Annotated in this window: 27 protein-coding genes; 16 read left to right on the forward strand and 11 right to left on the reverse strand. The window is 40.9% G+C overall.

Annotated features, from left to right (window positions below; translation table 11 throughout):
- Positions 1–105: 105 nt before the first annotated feature.
- The 7 genes from EZ437_RS12340 (at position 106) to EZ437_RS12370 (ending at position 5497) form a co-directional block, all read left to right on the forward strand.
- A complete protein-coding gene (locus EZ437_RS12340) occupies positions 106–987 on the forward strand; it encodes a DnaJ C-terminal domain-containing protein (RefSeq protein WP_131596318.1) in 882 nt (293 codons plus the stop codon).
- The gene (locus EZ437_RS12345) at positions 977–1306 is read left to right on the forward strand and encodes a chaperone modulator CbpM (protein ID WP_131596319.1); all 330 of its coding nucleotides are present in this window, start codon (positions 977–979) and stop codon (positions 1304–1306) included. Before EZ437_RS12340 ends, EZ437_RS12345 begins: the two co-directional genes overlap by 11 nt.
- 58 nt (positions 1307–1364) lie before the next feature.
- A complete protein-coding gene (locus tag EZ437_RS12350; protein WP_131596320.1) occupies positions 1365–1823 on the forward strand; it encodes a hypothetical protein in 459 nt (152 codons plus the stop codon).
- Between the two features lie 8 nt (positions 1824–1831).
- Positions 1832–3424 carry a L,D-transpeptidase family protein gene (locus EZ437_RS12355; RefSeq protein WP_131596321.1) on the forward strand — a complete coding sequence of 531 codons (1593 nt, stop codon included), beginning with the start codon at positions 1832–1834 and terminating at the stop codon, positions 3422–3424.
- Positions 3425–3450: 26 nt separating this feature from the next.
- Positions 3451–4368, forward strand: a complete 918-nt coding sequence (locus tag EZ437_RS12360) for a universal stress protein (RefSeq protein ID WP_131596322.1) — start codon at positions 3451–3453, stop codon at positions 4366–4368.
- Between the two features lie 87 nt (positions 4369–4455).
- Entirely contained in the window at positions 4456–4878 is a 423-nt protein-coding gene (locus EZ437_RS12365) for an Hsp20/alpha crystallin family protein (protein ID WP_131596323.1), read from the forward strand.
- A 412-nt stretch (positions 4879–5290) separates the two neighbouring features.
- Positions 5291–5497, forward strand: coding sequence for a YgaP family membrane protein (locus EZ437_RS12370; RefSeq protein WP_131596324.1), 207 nt, complete (start codon positions 5291–5293; stop codon positions 5495–5497).
- A 267-nt stretch (positions 5498–5764) separates the two neighbouring features.
- Here the strand turns inward: EZ437_RS12370 and EZ437_RS12375 are convergent, their stop codons facing one another.
- The 11 genes from EZ437_RS12375 to EZ437_RS12425 all read right to left on the reverse strand — a co-directional run bounded on the left by EZ437_RS12375 (position 5765) and on the right by EZ437_RS12425 (position 12271).
- Positions 5765–6259 carry a YeeE/YedE family protein gene (locus EZ437_RS12375; RefSeq protein ID WP_131596325.1) on the reverse strand — a complete coding sequence of 165 codons (495 nt, stop codon included), beginning with the start codon at positions 6257–6259 and terminating at the stop codon, positions 5765–5767.
- Between the two features lie 10 nt (positions 6260–6269).
- Entirely contained in the window at positions 6270–6833 is a 564-nt protein-coding gene (locus EZ437_RS12380) for a YeeE/YedE family protein (protein WP_131596326.1), read from the reverse strand.
- Positions 6834–6912: 79 nt separating this feature from the next.
- Positions 6913–7623 (reverse strand): thioredoxin domain-containing protein, encoded by a 711-nt coding sequence (locus EZ437_RS12385; protein ID WP_131596327.1) that lies wholly within the window; start codon positions 7621–7623, stop codon positions 6913–6915.
- Positions 7624–7626: 3 nt separating this feature from the next.
- Positions 7627–7920, reverse strand: coding sequence for a thioredoxin (trxA, locus tag EZ437_RS12390; RefSeq protein ID WP_131596328.1), 294 nt, complete (start codon positions 7918–7920; stop codon positions 7627–7629).
- Positions 7917–8111, reverse strand: a complete 195-nt coding sequence (locus EZ437_RS12395; RefSeq protein ID WP_131596329.1) for a DUF6132 family protein — start codon at positions 8109–8111, stop codon at positions 7917–7919. Before EZ437_RS12395 ends, trxA begins: the two co-directional genes overlap by 4 nt.
- Before the next feature lies 1 nt (position 8112).
- A complete protein-coding gene (locus tag EZ437_RS12400) occupies positions 8113–8760 on the reverse strand; it encodes a class I SAM-dependent methyltransferase (RefSeq protein ID WP_131596330.1) in 648 nt (215 codons plus the stop codon).
- Positions 8761–8775: 15 nt separating this feature from the next.
- Positions 8776–9012, reverse strand: a complete 237-nt coding sequence (locus EZ437_RS12405; protein ID WP_131596331.1) for a hypothetical protein — start codon at positions 9010–9012, stop codon at positions 8776–8778.
- A complete protein-coding gene (locus tag EZ437_RS12410; RefSeq protein ID WP_131596332.1) occupies positions 9009–9323 on the reverse strand; it encodes a rhodanese-like domain-containing protein in 315 nt (104 codons plus the stop codon). The genes EZ437_RS12405 and EZ437_RS12410 overlap by 4 nt, the downstream gene beginning before the upstream one ends.
- Before the next feature lie 2 nt (positions 9324–9325).
- A complete protein-coding gene (locus EZ437_RS12415) occupies positions 9326–10714 on the reverse strand; it encodes an MBL fold metallo-hydrolase (RefSeq protein WP_131596333.1) in 1389 nt (462 codons plus the stop codon).
- 82 nt (positions 10715–10796) lie between these two features.
- Positions 10797–11588: a sulfite exporter TauE/SafE family protein gene (locus tag EZ437_RS12420; protein WP_131596334.1), complete on the reverse strand. Its 792-nt coding sequence runs from the start codon at positions 11586–11588 to the stop codon at positions 10797–10799.
- Between the two features lie 59 nt (positions 11589–11647).
- Positions 11648–12271, reverse strand: a complete 624-nt coding sequence (locus EZ437_RS12425; protein WP_131596335.1) for a Crp/Fnr family transcriptional regulator — start codon at positions 12269–12271, stop codon at positions 11648–11650.
- A 478-nt stretch (positions 12272–12749) separates the two neighbouring features.
- Between EZ437_RS12425 and EZ437_RS12430 the strand changes: the two genes are divergently transcribed.
- The 9 genes from EZ437_RS12430 to EZ437_RS21960 all read left to right on the forward strand — a co-directional run bounded on the left by EZ437_RS12430 (position 12750) and on the right by EZ437_RS21960 (position 21514).
- The gene (locus EZ437_RS12430; RefSeq protein ID WP_131596336.1) at positions 12750–15263 is read left to right on the forward strand and encodes a cation-translocating P-type ATPase; all 2514 of its coding nucleotides are present in this window, start codon (positions 12750–12752) and stop codon (positions 15261–15263) included.
- A 12-nt stretch (positions 15264–15275) separates the two neighbouring features.
- Positions 15276–16394, forward strand: coding sequence for an Acg family FMN-binding oxidoreductase (locus EZ437_RS12435; RefSeq protein WP_131596337.1), 1119 nt, complete (start codon positions 15276–15278; stop codon positions 16392–16394).
- A 64-nt stretch (positions 16395–16458) separates the two neighbouring features.
- Positions 16459–16911, forward strand: a complete 453-nt coding sequence (locus tag EZ437_RS12440) for a hypothetical protein (protein ID WP_131596338.1) — start codon at positions 16459–16461, stop codon at positions 16909–16911.
- 174 nt (positions 16912–17085) lie between these two features.
- A complete protein-coding gene (locus EZ437_RS12445; RefSeq protein WP_131596339.1) occupies positions 17086–17544 on the forward strand; it encodes a hypothetical protein in 459 nt (152 codons plus the stop codon).
- A 63-nt stretch (positions 17545–17607) separates the two neighbouring features.
- A complete protein-coding gene (locus EZ437_RS12450; protein WP_131596340.1) occupies positions 17608–18279 on the forward strand; it encodes a response regulator transcription factor in 672 nt (223 codons plus the stop codon).
- Between the two features lie 2 nt (positions 18280–18281).
- A complete protein-coding gene (locus EZ437_RS12455; protein ID WP_225869567.1) occupies positions 18282–19577 on the forward strand; it encodes a sensor histidine kinase in 1296 nt (431 codons plus the stop codon).
- Between the two features lie 327 nt (positions 19578–19904).
- Positions 19905–20336 (forward strand): thioredoxin family protein, encoded by a 432-nt coding sequence (locus EZ437_RS12460; protein WP_131596341.1) that lies wholly within the window; start codon positions 19905–19907, stop codon positions 20334–20336.
- A gap of 9 nt (positions 20337–20345) precedes the next feature.
- The gene (locus EZ437_RS12465) at positions 20346–21281 is read left to right on the forward strand and encodes an FAD:protein FMN transferase (protein WP_317126428.1); all 936 of its coding nucleotides are present in this window, start codon (positions 20346–20348) and stop codon (positions 21279–21281) included.
- A 119-nt stretch (positions 21282–21400) separates the two neighbouring features.
- Complete coding sequence (locus EZ437_RS21960) at positions 21401–21514, forward strand: DUF4266 domain-containing protein (RefSeq protein WP_262708919.1); 114 nt, start codon at positions 21401–21403, stop codon at positions 21512–21514.
- The last annotated feature ends 1 nt before the right edge of the window (position 21515 follow it).

A 21515-nucleotide genomic window follows, 5' to 3' on the forward strand; every position in this document is an offset into this window, starting at 1 on the left:
AGCCAAGCAACAGCAGAGGAGCAACCCAGGTCGAATGCATATTAGTTTCAATCCTAAATATTAACATCATGTTCACAGCTGTGTCAGTAGTAAAAACGCAATGAAATGAACCCTATAGATTATTATAAGTTACTGGATATCCCTAAGTCAGCAAACGCTTCAGCGATCAAAGCTGCGTACCGTAAACTGGCCAGGAAATACCATCCTGACCTTAACCCGGGTAATAAGGAGTCGGAAAAAAAATTCAAGGAGATCAATGAGGCCAACGAGGTTTTGAGTGATCCCGAAAAAAGGAAGAAATACGACCAGCATGGAAGTGACTGGAAGCATGCGGATCAGTTTGAGCAGGCGAGCCAGCAGCAAAATCAGTCCACAGCAAACCCGGGGCAGCGATTCTCCGGAGAAGACTTTTCTGATCTGTTTGGATCCATGTTCGGCGGCCAGCAAAATACGGGTCGGCAGTCAAGATTCAGAGGTCAGGACCTGAATGCGGAGTTGAACCTTAAACTGAGCGACGTTTACCAAAGTCAGCGGCAGACCATCACGGTCAACGGTAAGAATATCCGTCTGACTTTTCCTGCCGGAATTGAAAATGGCCAGGTTATAAAGATTAAGGGGCACGGCGCACCCGGGGCAAACGGAGGGCCTGATGGAGATCTTTTCATCAGCTTTTCCATACAAAATGATACCAGGTTCAAAAGAGACGGAAAAAATCTACATGCGGATGCAGATCTGGATATGTACACCGCACTATTGGGCGGCGAGGTTTTGATAGATACCTTTGACGGGAAAGTCAAACTGAAGGTGCCGCCTGGAACGCAGTCTGGTACAAAGGTTAAGCTTAAGGGTAAGGGGTTTCCTGTTTACAAAAGAGAAGCTGAGTTTGGTGATCTCTTTGTTACTTACCAGGTTAAGTTACCCACCAATCTTTCGGCTAGAGAAGTTGAACTGTTCACCGAGTTAAGTAATCTTAAAAATGGAAAATGAAAACCTGGTATTGATCGCAAAATTCTGTTTGCACTATGGTGTTGAGCCGTCATTTATCTCAGCACTTCATGATTTTGGGCTGATCAGCAGATTGGAAATTTATCAGGAGCATTACCTCTCTGTAGACGATATCCGGGATGTTGAAAGAATGGCGCGTCTGCATTATGATCTGGGCATCAACCTGGAAGGAATCGATGCGATTGCCACTCTTTTAAAACAGATTGATGTACTGCAACAAGAATTGATGGTTGCTAAAAATGGTTTGATCTCATTTGCGCCACCGGCAGCGGGCGATGATCACAATCAAATAAACCCTTGATTGCAATCATGTAGATGACATTGGCTTTTACCCATCTTTGAGCACAAACAATAATGATATGGAAACGCTAATAAATTCGACATTATCCGATGAGCTTCAGGAATTATATCTTGAAAACAAGGAATGGTTATCAGATATCCTTTTTCTGGAAGATGAAATGCGGTTTTTCAAAAATCTTTTTGACCAGGTACTTTCCGGTAAGATTGAAAGAGAAAATCTTCAACAATTGGAAATGATCAGCGCAAGCCTAAATGTAATATTGGAACGCCGAAAACAACTGAAAAATGTTTTAGAGTGCCGTAAATCGCAGTTAGAACAACTATTGGGAGGAAACGCTGTAAAAATCGAGATTGAACTGATCGAAGAGGACGCTGCCATCATAGCCGAGATCAAGTCCCTAATGGCTGCTGAAAAGTTGCTCAAAGACGAACTCTTTACACTTGCTGAACAGCAGAAAGCTAACACCGGGCCTATTGTCTCCAGACCTTTAAAAGTGCAGCGTTATTCCATCTTTTAAGCCAACTAATGAACACAACATGGTTAAAGTTGCTATGGCTGCTGCTGATCAATTTTTCTTTTAGCCTCATTAGTTGCGGGCAATCAGAAAATAAGCACAGTCTTGAGGGCACTACAGTGCGAGTTAATATCGGCTTTGACAGTACTCAGATTAACGTATTTTTCGAAGAATATCCTAAGCTGAAAAGATACAGAGACGACTTATGGTCATTTTATAGCAGTAGGGATTTTTCCTATGCCTGGTTTCAGGATGGCAGGCTGGTTGAGCAAGCCGGGAATTTAACCAACAGGATACTGAACTTAAAAGATGATGGCGTATACAAACAGCTTTCTTATGCAGGTAAACTCGATTCGCTCACTCACGAGGAATATCTTGAGCCAACGACGAACATTAAATTGGAACTGTTGCTCACTGCCGAATATTTTGTGTTTTCGAGCCTGGTATGGGAGGGTATGGAGACTATTGTCAGCAAATCAAACAATTGGTTTCTTCCAAGAAAAAAAATTGCTTACGGATTGTATTTGGACAGCCTCTTGCGATCCCCAGTCTATGAGTTGTCGGCCAAGGAACCTGTGTACAGGCAATATGAATTGCTGAAATCTTATTTGCGAAAGTATAGGGACCTTGATGCCCTGGTAAACTGGGAGCAGATCGGCGGTGATTCCAAAGACATTGCTTTTACCGATGCCGGTCTTGTCACTAGTCAGGTTAAAACAAGACTCCTTCAGTTGGAAGATTACCGGGGGAAGCTGCAAGATACCTTATTTGATGCCGAATTTAGCCTGGCACTGGTTCGATTCCAGCAAAGACATGGCCTGGATCCCAGCGGAAAGATCAATAAGGAAACTCTCGGAGAGCTGAATGTGCCGATTAGAACAAGGATTCAGCAGATCCTTGTGAATATGGAAAGGAGCAGATGGCTCCCGGTCACCTCGGAAGGGGATTATATTGCAGTCAATATTCCGGAGTTTAAAATGCATGTTTACCATGCCGACAGCCTTTTGTGGAGCTGCAATGCGGTGGTTGGCCAAACTGTGCATCCGACTACATTATTTTATGGCGAAATTAACCAGGTGGTTTTCAGTCCTTACTGGAACATTCCGGAGGGGATTGTAGCCAAAGAAATTCTACCGGGAGTCAAAAGAGATCCCAAGTACCTTTCCAGACACAACATGGAGATTACCGGGCAAAGAAACGGTCTGCCGGTGGTCAGACAAAAGCCAGGCCCGTCAAACTCCCTGGGCCTGGTGAAATTTCTGTTTCCAAACAGTTACAGCATTTATTTGCATGACACACCCAGTAAGTCACTGTTCAATGAAACTTATAGGGCTTTCAGCCATGGTTGTGTACGCATAGAGCAGCCCGCAAAACTGGCGGCCTTCCTTCTGAGGGATAATCCTAAGTGGAGCAAAAGTTTGATCAGATCTGCAATGCATTCCGGTAAAGAACGGTATGTGCCGATCACGAAAAAAGTTCCTGTTTTTATTGCTTATTTAACTGCGTTTATTGACCGGGAAAACAGGCTGAATTTTAGAAAAGATATCTATAACCTTGATTCGCGCCTTGCAGCAATGATTATTTCCGGAGATGCATCATATTGATATTATACCCAGCTAAAACCACTCCGATGAAAAATATTCTGGTACTGATAGACAATTCAGTTAATTCCGAACATCTTGCCCTGTCGGCAATGAACATCGCACTAACGATCCGGGCGAATATTACGCTCGCTCATGCTTCAAAAAAAGACAATTCTGGCAATAACCATGATTTGGAAAATTATGAATCCAATCTTCATGAAGAACAAATTTTGTCAGGGATTGCTGACTATTTAAGAACAGTCGTCCAGGCAGCAAGAAAAGCTGACTTCATGCCGGCTGTCAAATGTTTGTTATACCCCGGAACTGTTGTAGACCTTTTAGCTGAAACTACAAACGATCATGCTATTGATCTGGTTTTGATCGGTTCTCATCAGCCTCGGAGTTGGGAAAAGGTGATGTTCAGGACAAGGATGAATGACATTCTTGACCATATTGGGTGTCCACTAATGGTTATTCCCAGGAAATTTATTATTGATCAGATCGCTCACGCTATTTTTGCTGTAGACCTTTCGATAGATTATCATAAAGCACTGCATTATTTCGTAATCTTTTCAGCTTGCTTTGAAACTAAAGTGGCGGTAATCAATATCTCCAGACTGGGCTTCCCTGAGAAGCACTCGGAACTAGACCTATGTGAGCTGGTAAATTCGTGTCTAGATAAAAATCTCCCGCCCGTCACTTATCATACAGTCAGGTCAGCTCAGGTAAGGTCAGGTTTGTTAGCGGCACTAGAATCAAAAAAAGTAGATCTTTTATGTCTGGTCCATAAGAACTATGGTTTTTTGCGCAGGATGTTCCATGTGAGCATAAGTAAGCAATTGGCAGATAATGTGCTGATCCCTATTATGATTTTGCCGGATGACTATTCTGTTGCTCCTGTTTTTTTACCAGGGGATCAAAACGTTATGACCTCAGCAACAAATGACAATTTTAGCCTTGGTTAGTTATGATGAGCATCATTTTAATTGTGTGTAGAGATCATTTTAAAAGGCCGTCAGAATGCGAACTTTGAATACATAAAACATGATGACATGACTAACTCCACAAAAACCAATACGTTACCTAAGATAGCTTCGATGACTGATAATTTCTGGGACACAGAAGCTTTAACTAGCGCTGGCGAGCCTAAATATGCCGTAAATATCCAGGATAAGGCGGGTAGGTATAAGCTTGAAGTCTCCGCTCCGGGGTTTAAAAAAAACGATTTCAGAATTACAACTGACAATGGTGTGCTGACGGTAACCGCAGAATCGAACCGGGCAGAGAATGACCAGAAGGAAAATTATATCCGCAAGGAATTTTCGCATGCTTCATTTACCGGCTCTTTCCTTCTTCCGGAGAATGTTCTTGAGGATCACATTTCTGCTAAGTACCATAATGGCTTGTTTACGGTGAATCTGAAAAAATCTGAAAAGGGTGTATTGCTAAAAAAAAGACAGATCAAGATTCATTAAATGCTAAAGCAAAAGACAAAATTTCAGTGAGTACTGAAGTAGCTGTCCCTCCAGAATTCCCAAAAAGCATGGAAGGTATCTGATCACCTGGGCATCTGTTAGTTGCCGCCATGAACAGTTGTTTTATGACTATGTTTTTTCCGCTAGCGGAAAACTCCAGGCTGTAATTCATAGACTTTTAATGTGAAGCAGTTGGTACACTGGAAAAGGTCGTTGGGAACTATATGATCAGCGAAATTATACCATACCCTATTATCAGGCTAGCGGGGTAAAGTAAAAAAGATTAAAGAGTTCTTGAAATGAGTGAAAAAGCCTGCCTGATTGTCAACTCTGTAAGAATGAAAATAAAGCTTCAACACCAAAATTACAATTGAAGTTTAATACCATTTATAAAAACATAACAATAACAATCATGAAAACAAATATGGGAAATCCAGACCGCATCATTCGGTCCGTCGTGGCAGCAATCATTGCTGTTTTATATTTTACGAATTCTATTACCGGCACGATGGGCATTACACTAGTGGTTTTGGCAGGTGTGTTTGTACTTACCAGCCTGGTGAGCTTTTGTCCTCTTTATGCTTTGACAGGTCTTAATTCCTGCTCTTCCAAAAAATAACTGGCTCCATCTGAATAGATCCATGGTTCGATGGAAATGAGCTATGCGGCTGATTAGAATTCCGGTTGGAAACTGCCTTTAGGGATCTAACCACTGTCTATTTGTAAAAGTATGAAGTCATTGATACCCAGCGTCAGTCTTCGGCTTACATCGTATCGGATACCCAGCCGATTATCAGGCTGTGTTGATGTCCGGCATGTGAATTATGGGCAAAACATAACTTATCACTATACATAGTAATGATTTAAGCTAAACATAGAAGCAAATTTAATGTGGCAGTTTATCCCTAAACAACCCGTATACCCAAGTACCTGCGATAGCGCTTATCAGTGTTGCCAAAATTACAGTAGCTCCAGTGCCAATCTGCGCAAATAATGGCCCCGGACAAGCTCCCGTAACAGCCCATCCCAATCCAAATAACAAACCACCATATATTTGACCCTTATTGAAACTCTTTGTATGGAATTCGATGGTTTCGCTATAAATGGTTTTGATGTTGAATTTTTTGATTAGCCAAACCGAAATCATCCCCACTACTACAGCGCTACCAATAATGCCGTACATGTGGAACGATTGTAAGCGGAACATTTCTTGGATGCGGAACCAGCTTACTACTTCTGATTTGACGAAGACTATGCCGAACAATATGCCTACAATTAGGTATTTACTATTGTGATACCATTTGTGTTCTAAATGACTTTCGTTCACGCATATGGCGTCTAAAGAACGAATTTCGAAATCTGTATTGTTATCTTGCTGCATGGTGATTTAACTAAAGAGATAAAATGTAAGGTAAAATCAGGTTGCCCATGATCAAGCCGCCGATCATAAAGCTAATTGTTGCGACGAGTGAAGGCCATTGCAGATTAGACAGACCCATAATTGCATGTCCGCTAGTACATCCTCCGGCATATCGGGTGCCAAAACCTACTAAAAAACCGCCCACAACCATTAACAGAAATCCTCGGAGGGTAAATAGCGATGTCCAATTCATTACATCAGTAGGCACTAAATTCTCATAATTGGTGATGCCGTAACCCGCCAGTTCGGCAGCCAATTTTGGATTTACAACAACAGGGTTGGGGTTAGATAAAAGCTGCATTGCAATCGCGCCTCCTAAAAATATCCCGAAAACAAAAACCAAATTCCATACTTCTTTTTTCCATTCGTACTTAAAGAACGGAATATTAGCAGGAAAACAAGATGCACAAATGTGTCTTAATGAAGAACTAATCCCAAAAGATTTATTCCCTAATAGTAAAAGTGCAGGTACGGTTAAACCAATTAGCGGCCCGGCTAGGTACCAAGGCCAAGGTTGTTTTAAAAATTCTAACATATGTTTTGATCTATTTTTGAATGTTACAAACATGCAACATTCTAATTAGTAGAAGAGTGACTTTAGTTACACAAGCAATTTATTTCAACTGTTTACGTACCGAGGCTTCATCAATAAAACCTAAATTATCCCAAACCATTTTCTTGTTTTTGTAGAGTTTTAAAACGGGTAAGGCATCTATTTTTAAGGCTTTACATAGCTCCGTATTCGCATCTGCGTCAATTCGTACTAAAACCACATTGTTGGCCATATCAATGGCGATTTTATCCAGATATGGTTTCATTTCTTTGCAGGGCGCGCACCAGTCGGCATAAAAATCTACCAACACCATTTTGTCTGATCTTAGCAAAGCTTCGTATTGCGCTAAACTTAATCCTTTTGTGTCAATGGCAGTTGCATCTTTGGTTTCGGGCATACTTTTTGCTCTCCATTCCATCATCCCGCCGGGCATTTCTACAACATTTTTAAAACCTGCAACACGCATTTGCTTTGCGGCGGCATGACTCCTTGGTCCGCTTAGGCAGTATACAAAAACAGGCTTCGACTTATCTAGAGCAGCGATTTGATTTTCAAAATCACTGCCAACTATGCTCGCATTAATCGCATTTTCTACGTGTCCATTTTTAAACTCCCCTGGCGTACGCACATCAAGTAACTGAATGGTATTGTCTTTTTTTAACTGCTCTGCAAATTCGGTAGCCGAAAGACTAGTTGGTGTAGAATTGGTTTGGGTATTGCCGCAGCTGTTTAAAATAATGGCTATCAACAAGATAAAAATACTTTTATACATGAATTACAGGTTCTCGTTAATTAATCTTTCTAAATCGGAAACGGGTACTACACCCGACTGTCGCCAACGGATTTCGCCCTTCTTAAACAAAATTAGTGTTGGTACACCACTTACTCTATAGGTTGTTGCGGCTTGCTGATTTTTATCTACATCTATTTTAATGATAATGGCTTTATCGCCGACTCGCTTTTTTAGATCTTCTAGCATGGGCGACATCATTTTGCATGGGCCACACCATTCGGCAAAAAAATCTATTAAAACCGGTTTATCTTGATTGATGATTTCTTGAAAAGTCATGCCGTTTGTTTTTTATCTTTTTGTATTGCTAAACCTGTTACTGCACCCATAAGCGCACCATAAATGGTACTGATTATTGGACTAGAGGTGATGGCACATGTGCCAGTATTGCAACCAATAAATTTCCAGTAAAGATAGCCGCTTAAAGCTCCAACTAAAAGACCAATAATGGCGAATATTTTGTTTTTCATGTTACTTATTCATTTTAAATTCAACTTCAGATAAAATTTGTCTTTTGAAACTACAAAACAGGAAATTTTGTGTCGTATCAAATGGTGTTGTATGGTCTTCAGTTACACAACGAATTTTGTCAAAACCGTTTTTAAGTTCAGCTGTCAGTGTTTGTTCCGTGTATTGTTTAATGTCGAGTCCGCTACATTTTGTGGGGCCACTCGTTGAAAAAGTCCCGATTGTCATAAACTGATTTACAGATTTTCTGGCTATTTCCATGTATTTCGAAATTTGTTCATTCGTTGTTAAGAAGTGAAAGGTTGCTCTATCATGCCAAATGTCAAAAGTTGTGGTAGGTTCAAATTCGGTGATGTCACTAACAATCCAATTTACTTTCTGTGCGTTGTCGCCCAAACGTTTTTTCGCTTTTTCAAGTGCTTTTTCAGAAATATCTAAAACGGTTATATTTTCAAATCCTTTGTCGACCAAATAGTCCACAAGTCTACTATCACCGCCGCCAATGTCAATAATTTTAGCGTCTTTTGTTACCTCAAAAGACGAAATGAATTCAAGCGAAGTTTTAGGGATTTTTTGTGTCCAACTTACTTGCCCTGGGCTTTTCGTTTCGTAAACTGTATCCCAGTGATTTTTTCTATGTACGTTGTCCATTTTTTAGTTATGACATTATTTTATTTCTTCATAAGTGATGTCTTTACCGATGTCCTTGTGCTTTGGCGTTGGAAAACTACATCCGCTGGTACCGCAACAACCAATATTGAATGTTGCCATTAAAGATAACAAGCTCCCCATAAGGATAAATGCCCATTCTTTTGCCAAAACGCCTTGCGTAATGATGAATATACCCATTCCTAAGCGTAGGAGACGCATTATATTCCAGTTTTTTATAAGTATCGTTTTCATTGAGTTAATACTTTATTTACATTTTGCCACGTGCCGCCATCTACCACGTCTGGATACCCATGTTGTGATAAGATGCTCTTAGCCATGCTACTTCGATTTCCACTTCTGCAGAATACCACAATGTTTTGCTTGCCTTTAAACTTGGTCAATTGCTGTTGTAAACTATCCAGAGGGATGTTTACGGCGCCTTTAACACTGCCCGAAGAAAACTCGCCGGGACTACGAACATCTACTAAAAATGCTCCTTCATTAATCACTTCAGCCAATTTCGTCTGGTCTGATGTGCCAAATATTGATGAAAATATTCCCATAATTATATTGTTTTTTCTCCTTTAGCTAACCATTCCTTCATACCGCCTGAGTAGTTTTTTACGTTATCGAAACCATTTCTTCTTAGGATCGAATAGGCAATCGCAGCACGATCGCCACCCTGACAATGGATTATCACTTGTTTATCTTTGCTGATTCTATCTAAGCTGTCCTGCAATGTACCAACAAAAGCATGTTCTGCACCGTCAATATGCCCTTCAGTGTATTCGGATAAGCCACGTACATCAACAATTTGTACATCCTCCTTTCCTAAATAGGTTTTAAATGTTTCCAGGTCAATTACATCCGCTGTTTGTAGCTCGATGCCCAGATCCTCAACATCGGTGATATAACCGTAGATATTATCCAATCCGATTCTCATGAGTTTTCTGGTAATTTCTTCCATTTCGGCAGATTCCGCAACAATGATAAATTGCTCCTGGTAATTTAAAATCCAACCCGCCCATGTAGACAGACTGTTGTTGTGCTGTATGTTGATGCTACCTGGTATAAATCCATTGGCAAAATCTACTTTGTTACGGGTGTCGATCACTTTGATGCCATCATTAAGGGCTTGTAAAAGCTGTGCCTTGCTTAAATGCTGATGCTGCGGAATTTCGACTAACAATTGACGGTTAATCTTGTTCAGGTGCTTCATCACCGCAAAATATTTTGGTGGCTCAGGCTGTCCGTTTAATAGATACGCTACAAAGCCTTTTTCATCATTTTCGTATTGGAAGGCCCAGTTTCTAATTTTTTCGTAACCTACCGTCGAGCTTGGTACGGCGCCTAGTGCTTTACCGCAGGCAGAACCAGCACCATGCCCCGGCCAAACCTGAACGAAAGGCGGCAGTTCTGTAAAACGTTTAATAGATTCATACATCTGCTTTGCACCTTCTTCTTGAGTGCCGATCATTCCTGCTGCTTTCTCTAATAGATCAGGTCGACCAATGTCTCCAACAAAAACGAAATCTCCGGTAAAAATCATCACTGGCTCGCTAGTGGCAGGGTGATCAGTTAACAAGAAGCTAATGCTTTCTGGGGTATGTCCAGGAGTATGCAATACTTCAAAGGTAAGATTGCCGACTTTTATTTTGTTGCCACGTTTTAATCCGATGTGGTCAAATTGATATTGCCAATCCGGGCCACCTTCGTCTGATAAATGCAATTGAGCGCCAGTTACTGCAGCCAATTCTCTGGATCCTGCTAAAAAATCTGCATGGATATGGGTTTCGGTAATGTGGGTAATCTTAAGATTGTTTTGCGCTGCAATTTTAAGGTACACATCCATGTCACGTCGCGCGTCAATTACAATGGCTTCGCCTTTTGCCTGGCAACCAATTAGGTAGCTCGCTTGAGCTAAGCTTTTATCATATACATGTTGAAAAAACATAATTTTCTATTTTTTAATTATTGATGATACAAATTTGGTCAGTTTTATTTTGTTCTACAGCTACTTTGGTTACACAATAGATTTACTTAAATAAGGTTTCTTTAACGATAATGTAAATGCCCATTGCCAGTACAAAATAACCAAATGCGGGCCTTAGCTTTTTACCCTCTATTTTGGTTGATACATAAGTGCCTATAAAGATGCCTACAATGGCAATTAAGGTTACTGTAAGTAGAAATGACCATTCGATCTGGGTTTGTTCGAAAGAAAATGTAAATCCAGTGAGTGAGTTTACTGCTATAATAATCAATGAAGTGCCAATGGCGGTTTTTATTGGTAATTTGAGAAGGTTAACCAATGCCGGGATGATTAAAAACCCGCCACCTGCACCAATTAGCCCAGTTACCATTCCCACTGCAAATCCTTGTAGTACCACCCAAAACTCGCTCGCAGATTTTTGATCAGTTGTTTTTTCTTCATCTCCTTTTTTTATCATACCGTAAGCAGCTAAAACCATGAGTACTGCAAAAAAAATCATTAGCAAAATACGTTTGCTTACCGTAAAACTTCCAATTTCAAAAACATGTTCAGGGATTGCAGTTAAGAGGTAAGTTCGGGTTAAAAAGACAGCTACGATTGAAGGAATACCAAAAATAAATGCTGTTTTGACATCAATTAATCCTTTTTTAAAATACGAGAAAGAACCAACCAAACTTGCAGAGCCAACTATAAAAAGTGAATATGTTGTAGCTAAAACTGCATCAACAGCGAATAAGTATACTAAGACGGGCACGGTAAGAATACTGCCTCCTCCACCAATTAATCCCAATGAAATACCTATAAGAATTGATGCTGCGTAACCTGTAATATCCATTTAATTTGATTTGATGTTACAAAACTAGTTCGAGTCAAAGGATGCTACAGCCACTTTAGTTACATAAGAATAATTTTGTTTCTACCCAGTTGTACTGAACCGATATCTTCTAACTGTTTTAACAATCTTGAAACAACAACACGAGCCGTACCAAGTTCATTCGCCAATTGTTCGTGGGTTATGTTTATGGTCTTAGTCGCGGTTAATTCTGATTTCTTTTTAAGCAGGTTAAGCAAACGTTCATCTACTTTTTTAAATGCAATAGCGTTAACAATTTCAAGCAATTCTTCGAAACGTTTGTGGTATAATCTAAAAATATAGTCCAGCCATTGTGGGTACTCTTTGATGAATAAAGAAACTTTTTCTAATGGAAGGAATAGGATTTCAGCATCTTCCTCAACTTCGGCCCTTACTTTACTGGTTTCATTATGCAGTCCACCCAAAAAAGACATAATGCAACTTTCGCCAGGCTTTATGTAATACAGCAAAATTTCTCTGCCGTCTTCTTCGGTACGCATTACTTTCAGGACACCTTTAGTCACAATGGGGATAGATCGGATATGAGCGTCTTCATTAAGTATAATACTTCCAGCATCATACTTTTTGTGTATGCTGTATCTATATAGCTTCTCTATCAGCTCAGGTGAAGATTTGAATTCGGTGATTTGCTCTAGGTTTTCCATTCTGTAAATATCAATTAAATTGGTGTTTCTTAAGGTCTCATTACCCACTACTGGGTATAGCTTTTCAACTTTTGTTAACTATCCTGCCTGTTCTTTTATTGGAAAGACACCCTAAAGAATTTGCAGTGCAATTCACTTCCCACACTTGTCAGGTAATTAATTTATGGTCGTACTAGTAGCCTTAGGCAAATACTACAACAACATAAAACTGCTTTTCATTTTTTTTATCAATTACGCATGGGTAAATGTAATTATTGCATGAATCGATGACAATGATGTTCATCAATCAAGGACATGATTAAGATTACTGCTGGCGCCGTGTGTTACCCTTAGATGACGAGTATCTAATATACAGATGATGACAATCATTCTTCTTGTTTGGAATTACACCTAGCTTAGATTTAACATGGTTAACACCTTATGAAAAATGGAATCTGAAACCTATTCTAGGCTGAAACTAAGTTGATCGATAAAAAGGATGGCAATAAATAATTTTAACATACTTGGATTAAGTGATGCTGAGGTGAATACTTCCCGGTCGAAATATGGATCAAACAAACTTTCATTTAAAAAGGAAAGCGGCTTTATTGTTGCGCTGTTAGGATTGCTAAAGGAACCGATGGTAATCTTACTGCTGGTTACTTCCAGCATTTATTTTATCAGTGGGAAATCTGGAGATGCCATTTTTCTGGCTCTAGCAATTTTAGTGGTTGCAGGTATTTCTTTGTATCAGGACTCCAGAAGCCGTAACGCGCTTGAAAAGTTAAAAAATATATCGCAACCTGAATGCAAGGTGGTCAGAAACGGAAAGGTTTTAGATGTTAAAAGCTCGGATCTGGTGGTCGGCGACAGCCTGATGGTTGAAGAAGGAACTTCCGTAACGGCAGACGGCATAATTGTTCACTCCAATGATTTTTCTGTCAACGAAAGCATTCTCACCGGTGAGTCTTTGGCTGTTTTTAAGGACAAATTTTCAGCGAATAATTTAATTTTTCAAGGTACCACTGTAGCAAGCGGTCTGGCCATTGCAACCATAACCGCCATAGGCAATCAAACTAGTCTGGGTAAGATTGGCAAAAGCCTGGAGTCTATAATGACGCAGCGAACACCACTGGAAATACAGATCAATAATTTTGTTAAAAAAATGGTGATCGTCGGGACACTCGTATTTTTGGTCGTATGGGCTATTAATTATCTCCATTCTGCTGATCTTTTGGATAGCCTGACTAAAGCACTAACGCTGGCCATGAGTATCCTGCCTGAAGAGATTCCGGTTGCGTTTACGACTTTCATGGCGCTGGGTGCCTGGCGGCTGATGAAAATGGGGATCGTCGTTAAACAGATGAAAACGGTTGAAACCCTGGGCAGCGCATCGGTGATATGCACCGATAAAACCGGCACCCTTACTGAGAATAAGATGAGTTTGGCGAAAGTATATTCCCTGCAGGATAACCGAATCTCAGATACACAAGAAAAGGTCTCCAATGTATCTGTTCAGGAACTGATCACACTGGCCATGTGGGCGAGTGAACCCATACCTTTTGATCCCATGGAAATAGCCTTGCACGATGCTTATTCTAAAACAGGTCTTGTGGACGAACGTCCTGATTACCACATGATCCATGAATATCTGCTGGGTGGCAAACCACCTATGATGACTCACTTGTTTGAAAATCGCACGGGAAAACGCATTATTGCAGCTAAGGGTGCACCGGAAGCATTGATCAGCAACAGCAAATTAGATGCCCTCGAGAAAAAGCAGATAGCCGGGGCAGTTCAGTTACTAGCTGCCGAAGGTTATCGGATATTGGCTGTAGGTGAAGTAAATTTTCTGGGTAATGACTTCCCGGTTACCCAGCAGGAGTTTGCATTTAAGTTTGTAGGGCTGGTGGCATTCTATGATCCACCAAAGGAAAATATTACTGCGGTATTGCAAGCCTTTTACAAGGCGGGTATCGCAGTTAAAATTATCACTGGCGACAACGCAGAAACCACCAGCGCAATTGCCCGTCAAATTGGTTTTCGTGGTTTTGAACTATGTATCAGCGGAGAGGAGCTGATGCAGTTGTCCAAAGAGGAACTCAAAACTACGGTGGGAAGAGTGAATATTTTTACGCGAATGTTCCCTGAGGCTAAATTAAGGATTGTCAAGGCTTTAAGGTCGAAAGGCGAAATTGTGGCGATGACAGGCGATGGTGTCAATGATGGCCCTGCGCTCAAGGCCGCCCATATTGGCATAGCTATGGGTAAAAAAGGCACCGAGATTGCCAAACAGGCAGCATCGTTGATTTTGTTGGAAGACGACCTCTCTAAGATGGTGGACGCCATTGCTATGGGCAGGCGCATATACACCAATCTAAAAAAAGCAATACAATATATCATTTCCATACATATCCCAATTATTTTAACAGTATTTATTCCCCTGGCTTTAGGCTGGATATACCCTAACATTTTTTTACCTGTACACGTAATTTTTTTGGAATTAATCATGGGGCCAACCTGTTCCATCATTTACGAAAACGAGCCGGTGGAACAAGATGCGATGTTACAAAGGCCTCGCCCGTTTAGCACTACATTCTTTACCTGGAAAGAATTAACAACAAGCGTCATACAAGGTCTTGTGATCACTGCAGGAAGTTTAATGATTTATCATTATGCAGTAAGCAGGGAAGCAGATGAGCAATTGACCCGCACAATGGTATTTACTTGTCTGATATCTGCTAATATTTCCCTTACTATGGTTAATAGGTCGTTTTACTACTCTCTGTTTACCACGATAAGATATAAGAACAATCTTGTATTAATAATCATTGGGATCACCGTGTTAATTTCCGGCTTACTGATCTACTTTGATCCGTTTGCAAATTTCTTTGGTTTCGAGCCTTTAAGCCTCTTAGAGTTTACTGCAAGTGTTAGCATCGGGTTCTTATCGGTAATATGGTTTGAGCTTTTTAAATGGCAAAAACGACTGACCGCAAGCAAGAATTTATAATCATACCAAATCATGAACAGAAGAAAATTTTTAGGAGTAACAGGTGGATCTGTTTTTATTGCGGGTGCAACTTTTTATGCCTTCAGCGATAAGAGTAATTTCATCAGGGCCGATCTGGGAGCTGAAAGCAAAGTCCTGCCACCATTAACAACTGAGGAACTGCAGATAGCATATCTTGCCTCCCTGGCACCTAGCGGCCACAATACCCAGCCCTGGATGATCAAGTATATTGAACCTTTGCATTGGGTCATCTGCAATGATAAACGTAAATGGTTGCCAGCTGTCGATCCAACACAGCGCGAAACGATATTGTCTATCGGTGCATTTATTCAGAATTTGGAGTATGCCGCAAATAGCCTGGGGTACGTTTGTCAGTTCGGTTTAATCGGAGCCACTAATCAACAGGAGGACTTAATGGAAGTAAAACTAATCCGGTCGGGGAACGCGATCCGGTATAATACCAAAAGTATTATACAACGCCGGACAGTCCGCTCCAACATCCTTTCCGAAGAATTAAAAATAGAAGACATCAGACTATTGGTTGACAAGGAACCAGATCAAATTCACTTCATTCCCCGTGCGGATAAGGCATACCATCATCTTAATGAACAAACCATCGAAGCCAATAAGCTTCAATCAAACAGGGAGCAGGCGCAAAAAGAATTGGCTGAGTGGATCAGGTTTTCAAGCAAGGATGCTGAAACTTACCGGGATGGTCTTACCACTGGGAGCATGGAAATTGCGGGTATTTCTGGTTGGGTTGTTCGAAACTTTTATGGAAAATCTAATGTAATGGGTAAAAGCTTCAGGGATCAGAATATCGACCAGGTAGAAAAACAGGTAGCTTCTTCAGCTGCCTGGATTTTACTTACAAGTAAGGATGCCTCTGTAACTAGTCTGATCGAAACTGGCAGGCGGATGCAACGGTTGCTACTGAAAGTAAGAGCTAAAAACATAGCCATACATCCGATGACCCAGATACTGGAAGAGCCATCGATTCATCAGCGTTTTAACGCATCTATCGGCATAAATGATCCCGTTCAGTTTATTTTGCGAGCGGGTTATGTAAAGGATTATCCTGAACCTGTTTCATTGAGGAGGCCAGTTGAATCCTTTATTCAAACAATCTGAGGGTAAAGCACCTGCATTTTATCGTATTCATAATCACGCCTCTAGAGGTATTAATTTAAAGGAAATGAAAACAACGGGTTTAATTTATTTAATTTTTTTATTGGCTTTTTTGGGTTTGGGTGCAATTGGAGGTGGTGGAGCACTGATCGTTTCGCCTACCGGCAAACTGATTGGACTACCCTTGTCATTGCTTGATCCATCACCTTTCAATAGTTTTTTGATACCTGGCCTCATCCTATTCACCGTTCTGGGCCTGGCCCCGTGCCTGCTGATAATCGCTTTATTAAAGAAACCTGAGAGCTGGTTTGCCGAAATGCTAAATTGCTTTTCTGATATGCACTGGTCCTGGACCTATTGCGTATACATAGCCTTTGGATTAATTATCTGGATACAAGTCGAAATGGTCTTTATACAAGCGGTAAGCTGGCTGCATACCTTCTATATCATTTTGGCCTTGATTATGCTTTTTATTACCTTACTACCAACTGTGAGACAACTCTATAAAAAATCAGCTTAACAAAGCATAACAGACATGTTAATTTCAGGAGAATAACCAACTTCGATTATTTTGAATTTTAAGTTGCTCCGGTTCTGACTGGATAGCGTGGTGACCACAATCAATTCAACCCCTGATCATGATCATATATTCAAAATAATTTTTTGTTCAGCTTTGAGCATGAACAACATTGATATGGATACACTAATAGATTCGACATTATCCGCTGAACTTCAGGAAAATTATCTTGAAAAAAAAGAATTGCGATTAGATCTTCTTTTTCCGGAAGATGAGTTTCATTTTTGTCAAAATATTTTTAATCAGGTACTTTCGGAAAAAGTTGAAAGAGAAAGTCTTCCGAAAATTGAGATGATCAGTTTTACTCTGAATGTTATTCTGGAACGCCGAAGACAATTGAAGGACAGTTTACAGTCCCAAAAATGTGAATTAAAAAAATTACTGGAAGGTGATTCTATGGAGGTAAAGGTGTCCATGTTTAAAACCGAAGATGCCATCATCGATGAAATCCTCCTATTAATTAATGCTGAAAAGCTAATCAAAGAAGATCTCTTGGCCCTTGTTAAACGTCAGCAATTAAATAAATTGCCAATCGTGCAGGCAAAGGTTTTAAACGCGAACCGATATCACATTTAAGATTATAGTTAAGCGATTTTATAGCTACAGTTTGTCTTCAGATTTTAATCAGATATTTAACTAATGAAGCTGTTAATTATAGAAGATGAAGAAAGCCTGAGCAGAAGTATACTCCAATACTTGACCGCCGAAGGGAATATTTGCGACATAGCAGCAACTTTTGATCAGGCGAGTGAAAAGACCGGCATGTATGATTACGACTGCGTTCTGCTAGACTTGGGACTTCCGGATGGAGAAGGGTTGGAGCTACTCAGACAAATGAAGAAATCGAAGAAACCTGATGGTGTATTGATCATATCAGCCAGGGATTCCATAGAACAGCGTGTCCAAGGTCTGAGCCTGGGCGCAGATGATTATCTTGTGAAGCCTTTTCATCTCTCTGAACTGAATGCAAGGATAATGGCAATTGTTCGCCGGAGAAATTTTAACGGGAGCGATCAACTGGAATTCAACGAAATTGAAATTGATGTAAATTCAAAAGAAGTAAAAATCTTAGGTGTACAGGTTTATCTCACCAAAAAGGAATTTGATATTTTGTTGTACTTTGTGACCAATAAATCCAAAGTGATCTCGAAATCTGCTGCTGCCGTACACATCTGGGGGGAAGATGCAGACATGGCGGACAGCTTTGATTTCATCTATACACACATCAAAAACATCAGAAAGAAACTGACAGACGCTGGCTGTAAGGATTACTTTCATTCTGTTTATGGCATTGGTTATAAATTTCAATAGATATGAAACTGCTAACAAGTTATAACCGAATGTTGCTGTTAGTAAGTGCGCTAGGACTTATCTGCATAGGGTTTCTTTTTTACCGCACGCTAAGTTTTTATTTAAATAAGCAGATCGACAGTAACCTGGTAGAAGAACTGATGGAGGTCAATGATTTTACACATAGCCGGAATATTGTTCCTGCCCATGAGCAGTTCAAAGATTTAGTGATTGAGTATAAGAAAACACGGCACGCAGATACCGGTCGAAAGTTCGCCGACACGGTATTCTATAATCCTAAAAAAAAGGTTAGGGAAGCGGCGAGATATCTTAAAACCGGCGTCAGTTTTAATGACTCGAATTATCAGGTGCAGATCTTCACCTCTAAAGTGGAATGGGATGATCAGATTAAGAGTATTTTTATGGTCATTATTTCGCCGGTATTACTGCTTTTAGCAGTGTTGTTGCTGGTTAACCGCTTCATGACCAGAAGGCTTTGGCGTCCTTTCAGGCAGATCCTGGAAAGCCTCAAAACTTTCAATTTGAACCAGGACAAGTCCTTTGAAGTAATTGACAGTCCTGTTCTGGAATTCCGGGAACTCAACCAGGCAATTCTAGACATTTCGCTTCGTATCAGGTCAGATTTCAAAGAGGTAAAGCTTTTTACCGAAAATGCATCTCATGAGATGATGACCCCGCTGGCGGTTATCAATTCAAAACTGGATACTATGCTGCAATCTGACCGGCTTGGAAAAGAAGAAAGCGAGACCCTGGCAGATCTTTACAAGGCAACGTCAAGATTGACCAAGCTGAACCAAAATTTGCTCTTACTGGTAAAAATAGACAATAACCTGATTAACGAGCAGGAAGTTGTCGACATCTCGACATTACTGGTGGAACGGATTTCTTATTTTCAGGAGTTGATTCAAAAAAGGAGTTTAAGCGTGATCAGTACGTTAAATCCTGCAAGCCTGAATACGAACAGATACTTACTAGAAATTCTGATCAACAACCTGCTGAGTAATGCGATCAGGCACAATCATGAGCATGGACACATCGAAATCATTTTGTCTGGCGATGGTATGACTTTCAGAAATACAGGCATTGCCAAGGCTTTAGATGAGCATAAAATATTCGACCGCTTCTATAAGGACAGCGGTTCTGATGGCACCGGACTGGGACTGGCTATTTTAAAGCAAATTTGCGTACGTCTTCACTTTGGCTATAACTATATGTATAATGACGGGCAGCATTGCTTTAAGGTTGATTTTAAACCGTGCGCGGCTTTGACACAGAAAAATCAGATTAACATCTTTTAACATAGAACTTCATAATGTCTCCAGAATTGAGCTGGATATTGTCTTATGCCAATAAGGTTAGTCGGTTCATTCAGGGCATTTACGGGGACTTGGCGGCTTAATCTGCGGCCGATTAGGATATTAAGGGGAATAAATTCAAATGGACAGAAAAGATTTTTTAAACGGTATAAGTATGAGCGCGGCGGCATTTGCAATGATCAATTGCACCAACCATTGCTCAACATTTTCCGAAAGCGGGGCGGTCGCTAATGAGCCTGCTCGACGAGGCATTAACTACATACCATACACAATTGACCGGAAATAATTTACGGGTTTATTCTTAAGATTATGAAACTACTATTTATCTCATTTTTGTATCTATTTGTACCCTCGGCCATCTGGCTGGGCAATTTTGATGAGGCGTTAAAAGTGTCGCGTGAAACCCACAAACAGGTTCTGATTAACTTCTCCGGTTCGGACTGGTGTGGGCCTTGTATCAGGCTTAGAAAAGAAATCCTGGAGACCGAAGCCTTCGAAAAATATGCAGGCCAGCATTTGGTCCTAGTTCGGGCAGATTTCCCGAGACAAAAAAAGAACAGGTTATCAGCCGAACAGACCAGGCTCAATGAAGCACTGGCCGAACGTTATAACCCTGACGGGAAATTCCCCTTTACTGTCTTGACAGATGAGAGGGGAAAAGTGATCAGGAGCTGGGATGGCTTTCCACAGGAGCGTCCCGAAGAATTCGTTCAGCAAGTGGCTAAATCTGCAACAAAATAAAATACTGAAGTGGCCAGAGAAAAATCGTTCAGGGAGATCAAAAAGCTGATGGGTAACCGTTTCGAGTTCACCGCAGTTTGCGATGATGAGGTGATAGGCAAACTAGCCATTTCAGCAGCTATCGCCGAAGTCAGACGCATAGAAGAATTGCTGAGTACATTTAAAGAAAACAGCCAGGTTAATGAAGTTAACCGATATGCCGGCATCAGCCCGGTCAAGGTCGATGAAGAAGTAGTCGGACTGATTGTCCGTTCCCTGAAAATTTCTTCCATTACCCAGGGTGCGTTTGATATTACCTACGGTTCCATTGACAAGAGCCTTTGGAATTTTGATGTGAACATGACAGCATTGCCTGATCCCCAGACAGCATTAAAAACTGTTGAACTGATCAACTATGAAAATGTAAGGGTCAGTATTCAGAACTCTACCGTAATGCTCAAAAATAAGGGTATGCGCATTGGGTTTGGGGGGATAGGTAAAGGCTATGCAGCCGACCGGGCCAAGCAGGTTATGAGGGACATGGGCATTAAAAGTGGGATTGTGAACGCGGCCGGTGACCTGGTGACCTGGGGCATGCAGCCTGACGGGCAGCCATGGACGATTGGAATTGCTGACCCTGACCATAAAAAACATGCTTTTTCGGCGTTGAGCATTAGCAATATGGCGGTAGCGACCTCAGGGAACTATGAAAAATACGCAGTTATTAATGGAAAGAAATACGCTCATACCATTGATCCTAAAACGGGCTTGCCGGCAGCAGGCATAAAAAGTGTGAGTATCATTTGTCCAAGTGCTGAACTGGCCGATGCATTGGCTACCCCGGTTATGGTGATGGGTGTTGAGGTCGGACTGGACCTGATCAATCAATTGCAGAATGTGGCATGTGTGGTCATCGATGACGATGACCGGATCTATGCCTCAAAAAATATAAACTTAAAATACTGATATGAAATTTTCAAAGCGTGCCTGGGTTTTATTGTCCTCAGGACTAATCCTGACTAATTTGCTTAAGTGCCTGCAGTAGTGTTAAGCCTTATCAAAAGAACAGGCTGAACGATGCCGAAATGGCCCTTTCCTCCAGAAAGGTCCAGAAATTTGAGCAGAGTTTCCAGCTCTACCGGGAAGGCGCATCTGGCGCAAATGGCGGTAAGAGCGGTGGGGGTTGTGGCTGTAATTAAT

The organism is Pedobacter psychroterrae (assembly GCF_004331695.1).
In the GTDB taxonomy this organism is placed as follows: domain Bacteria; phylum Bacteroidota; class Bacteroidia; order Sphingobacteriales; family Sphingobacteriaceae; genus Pedobacter; species Pedobacter psychroterrae.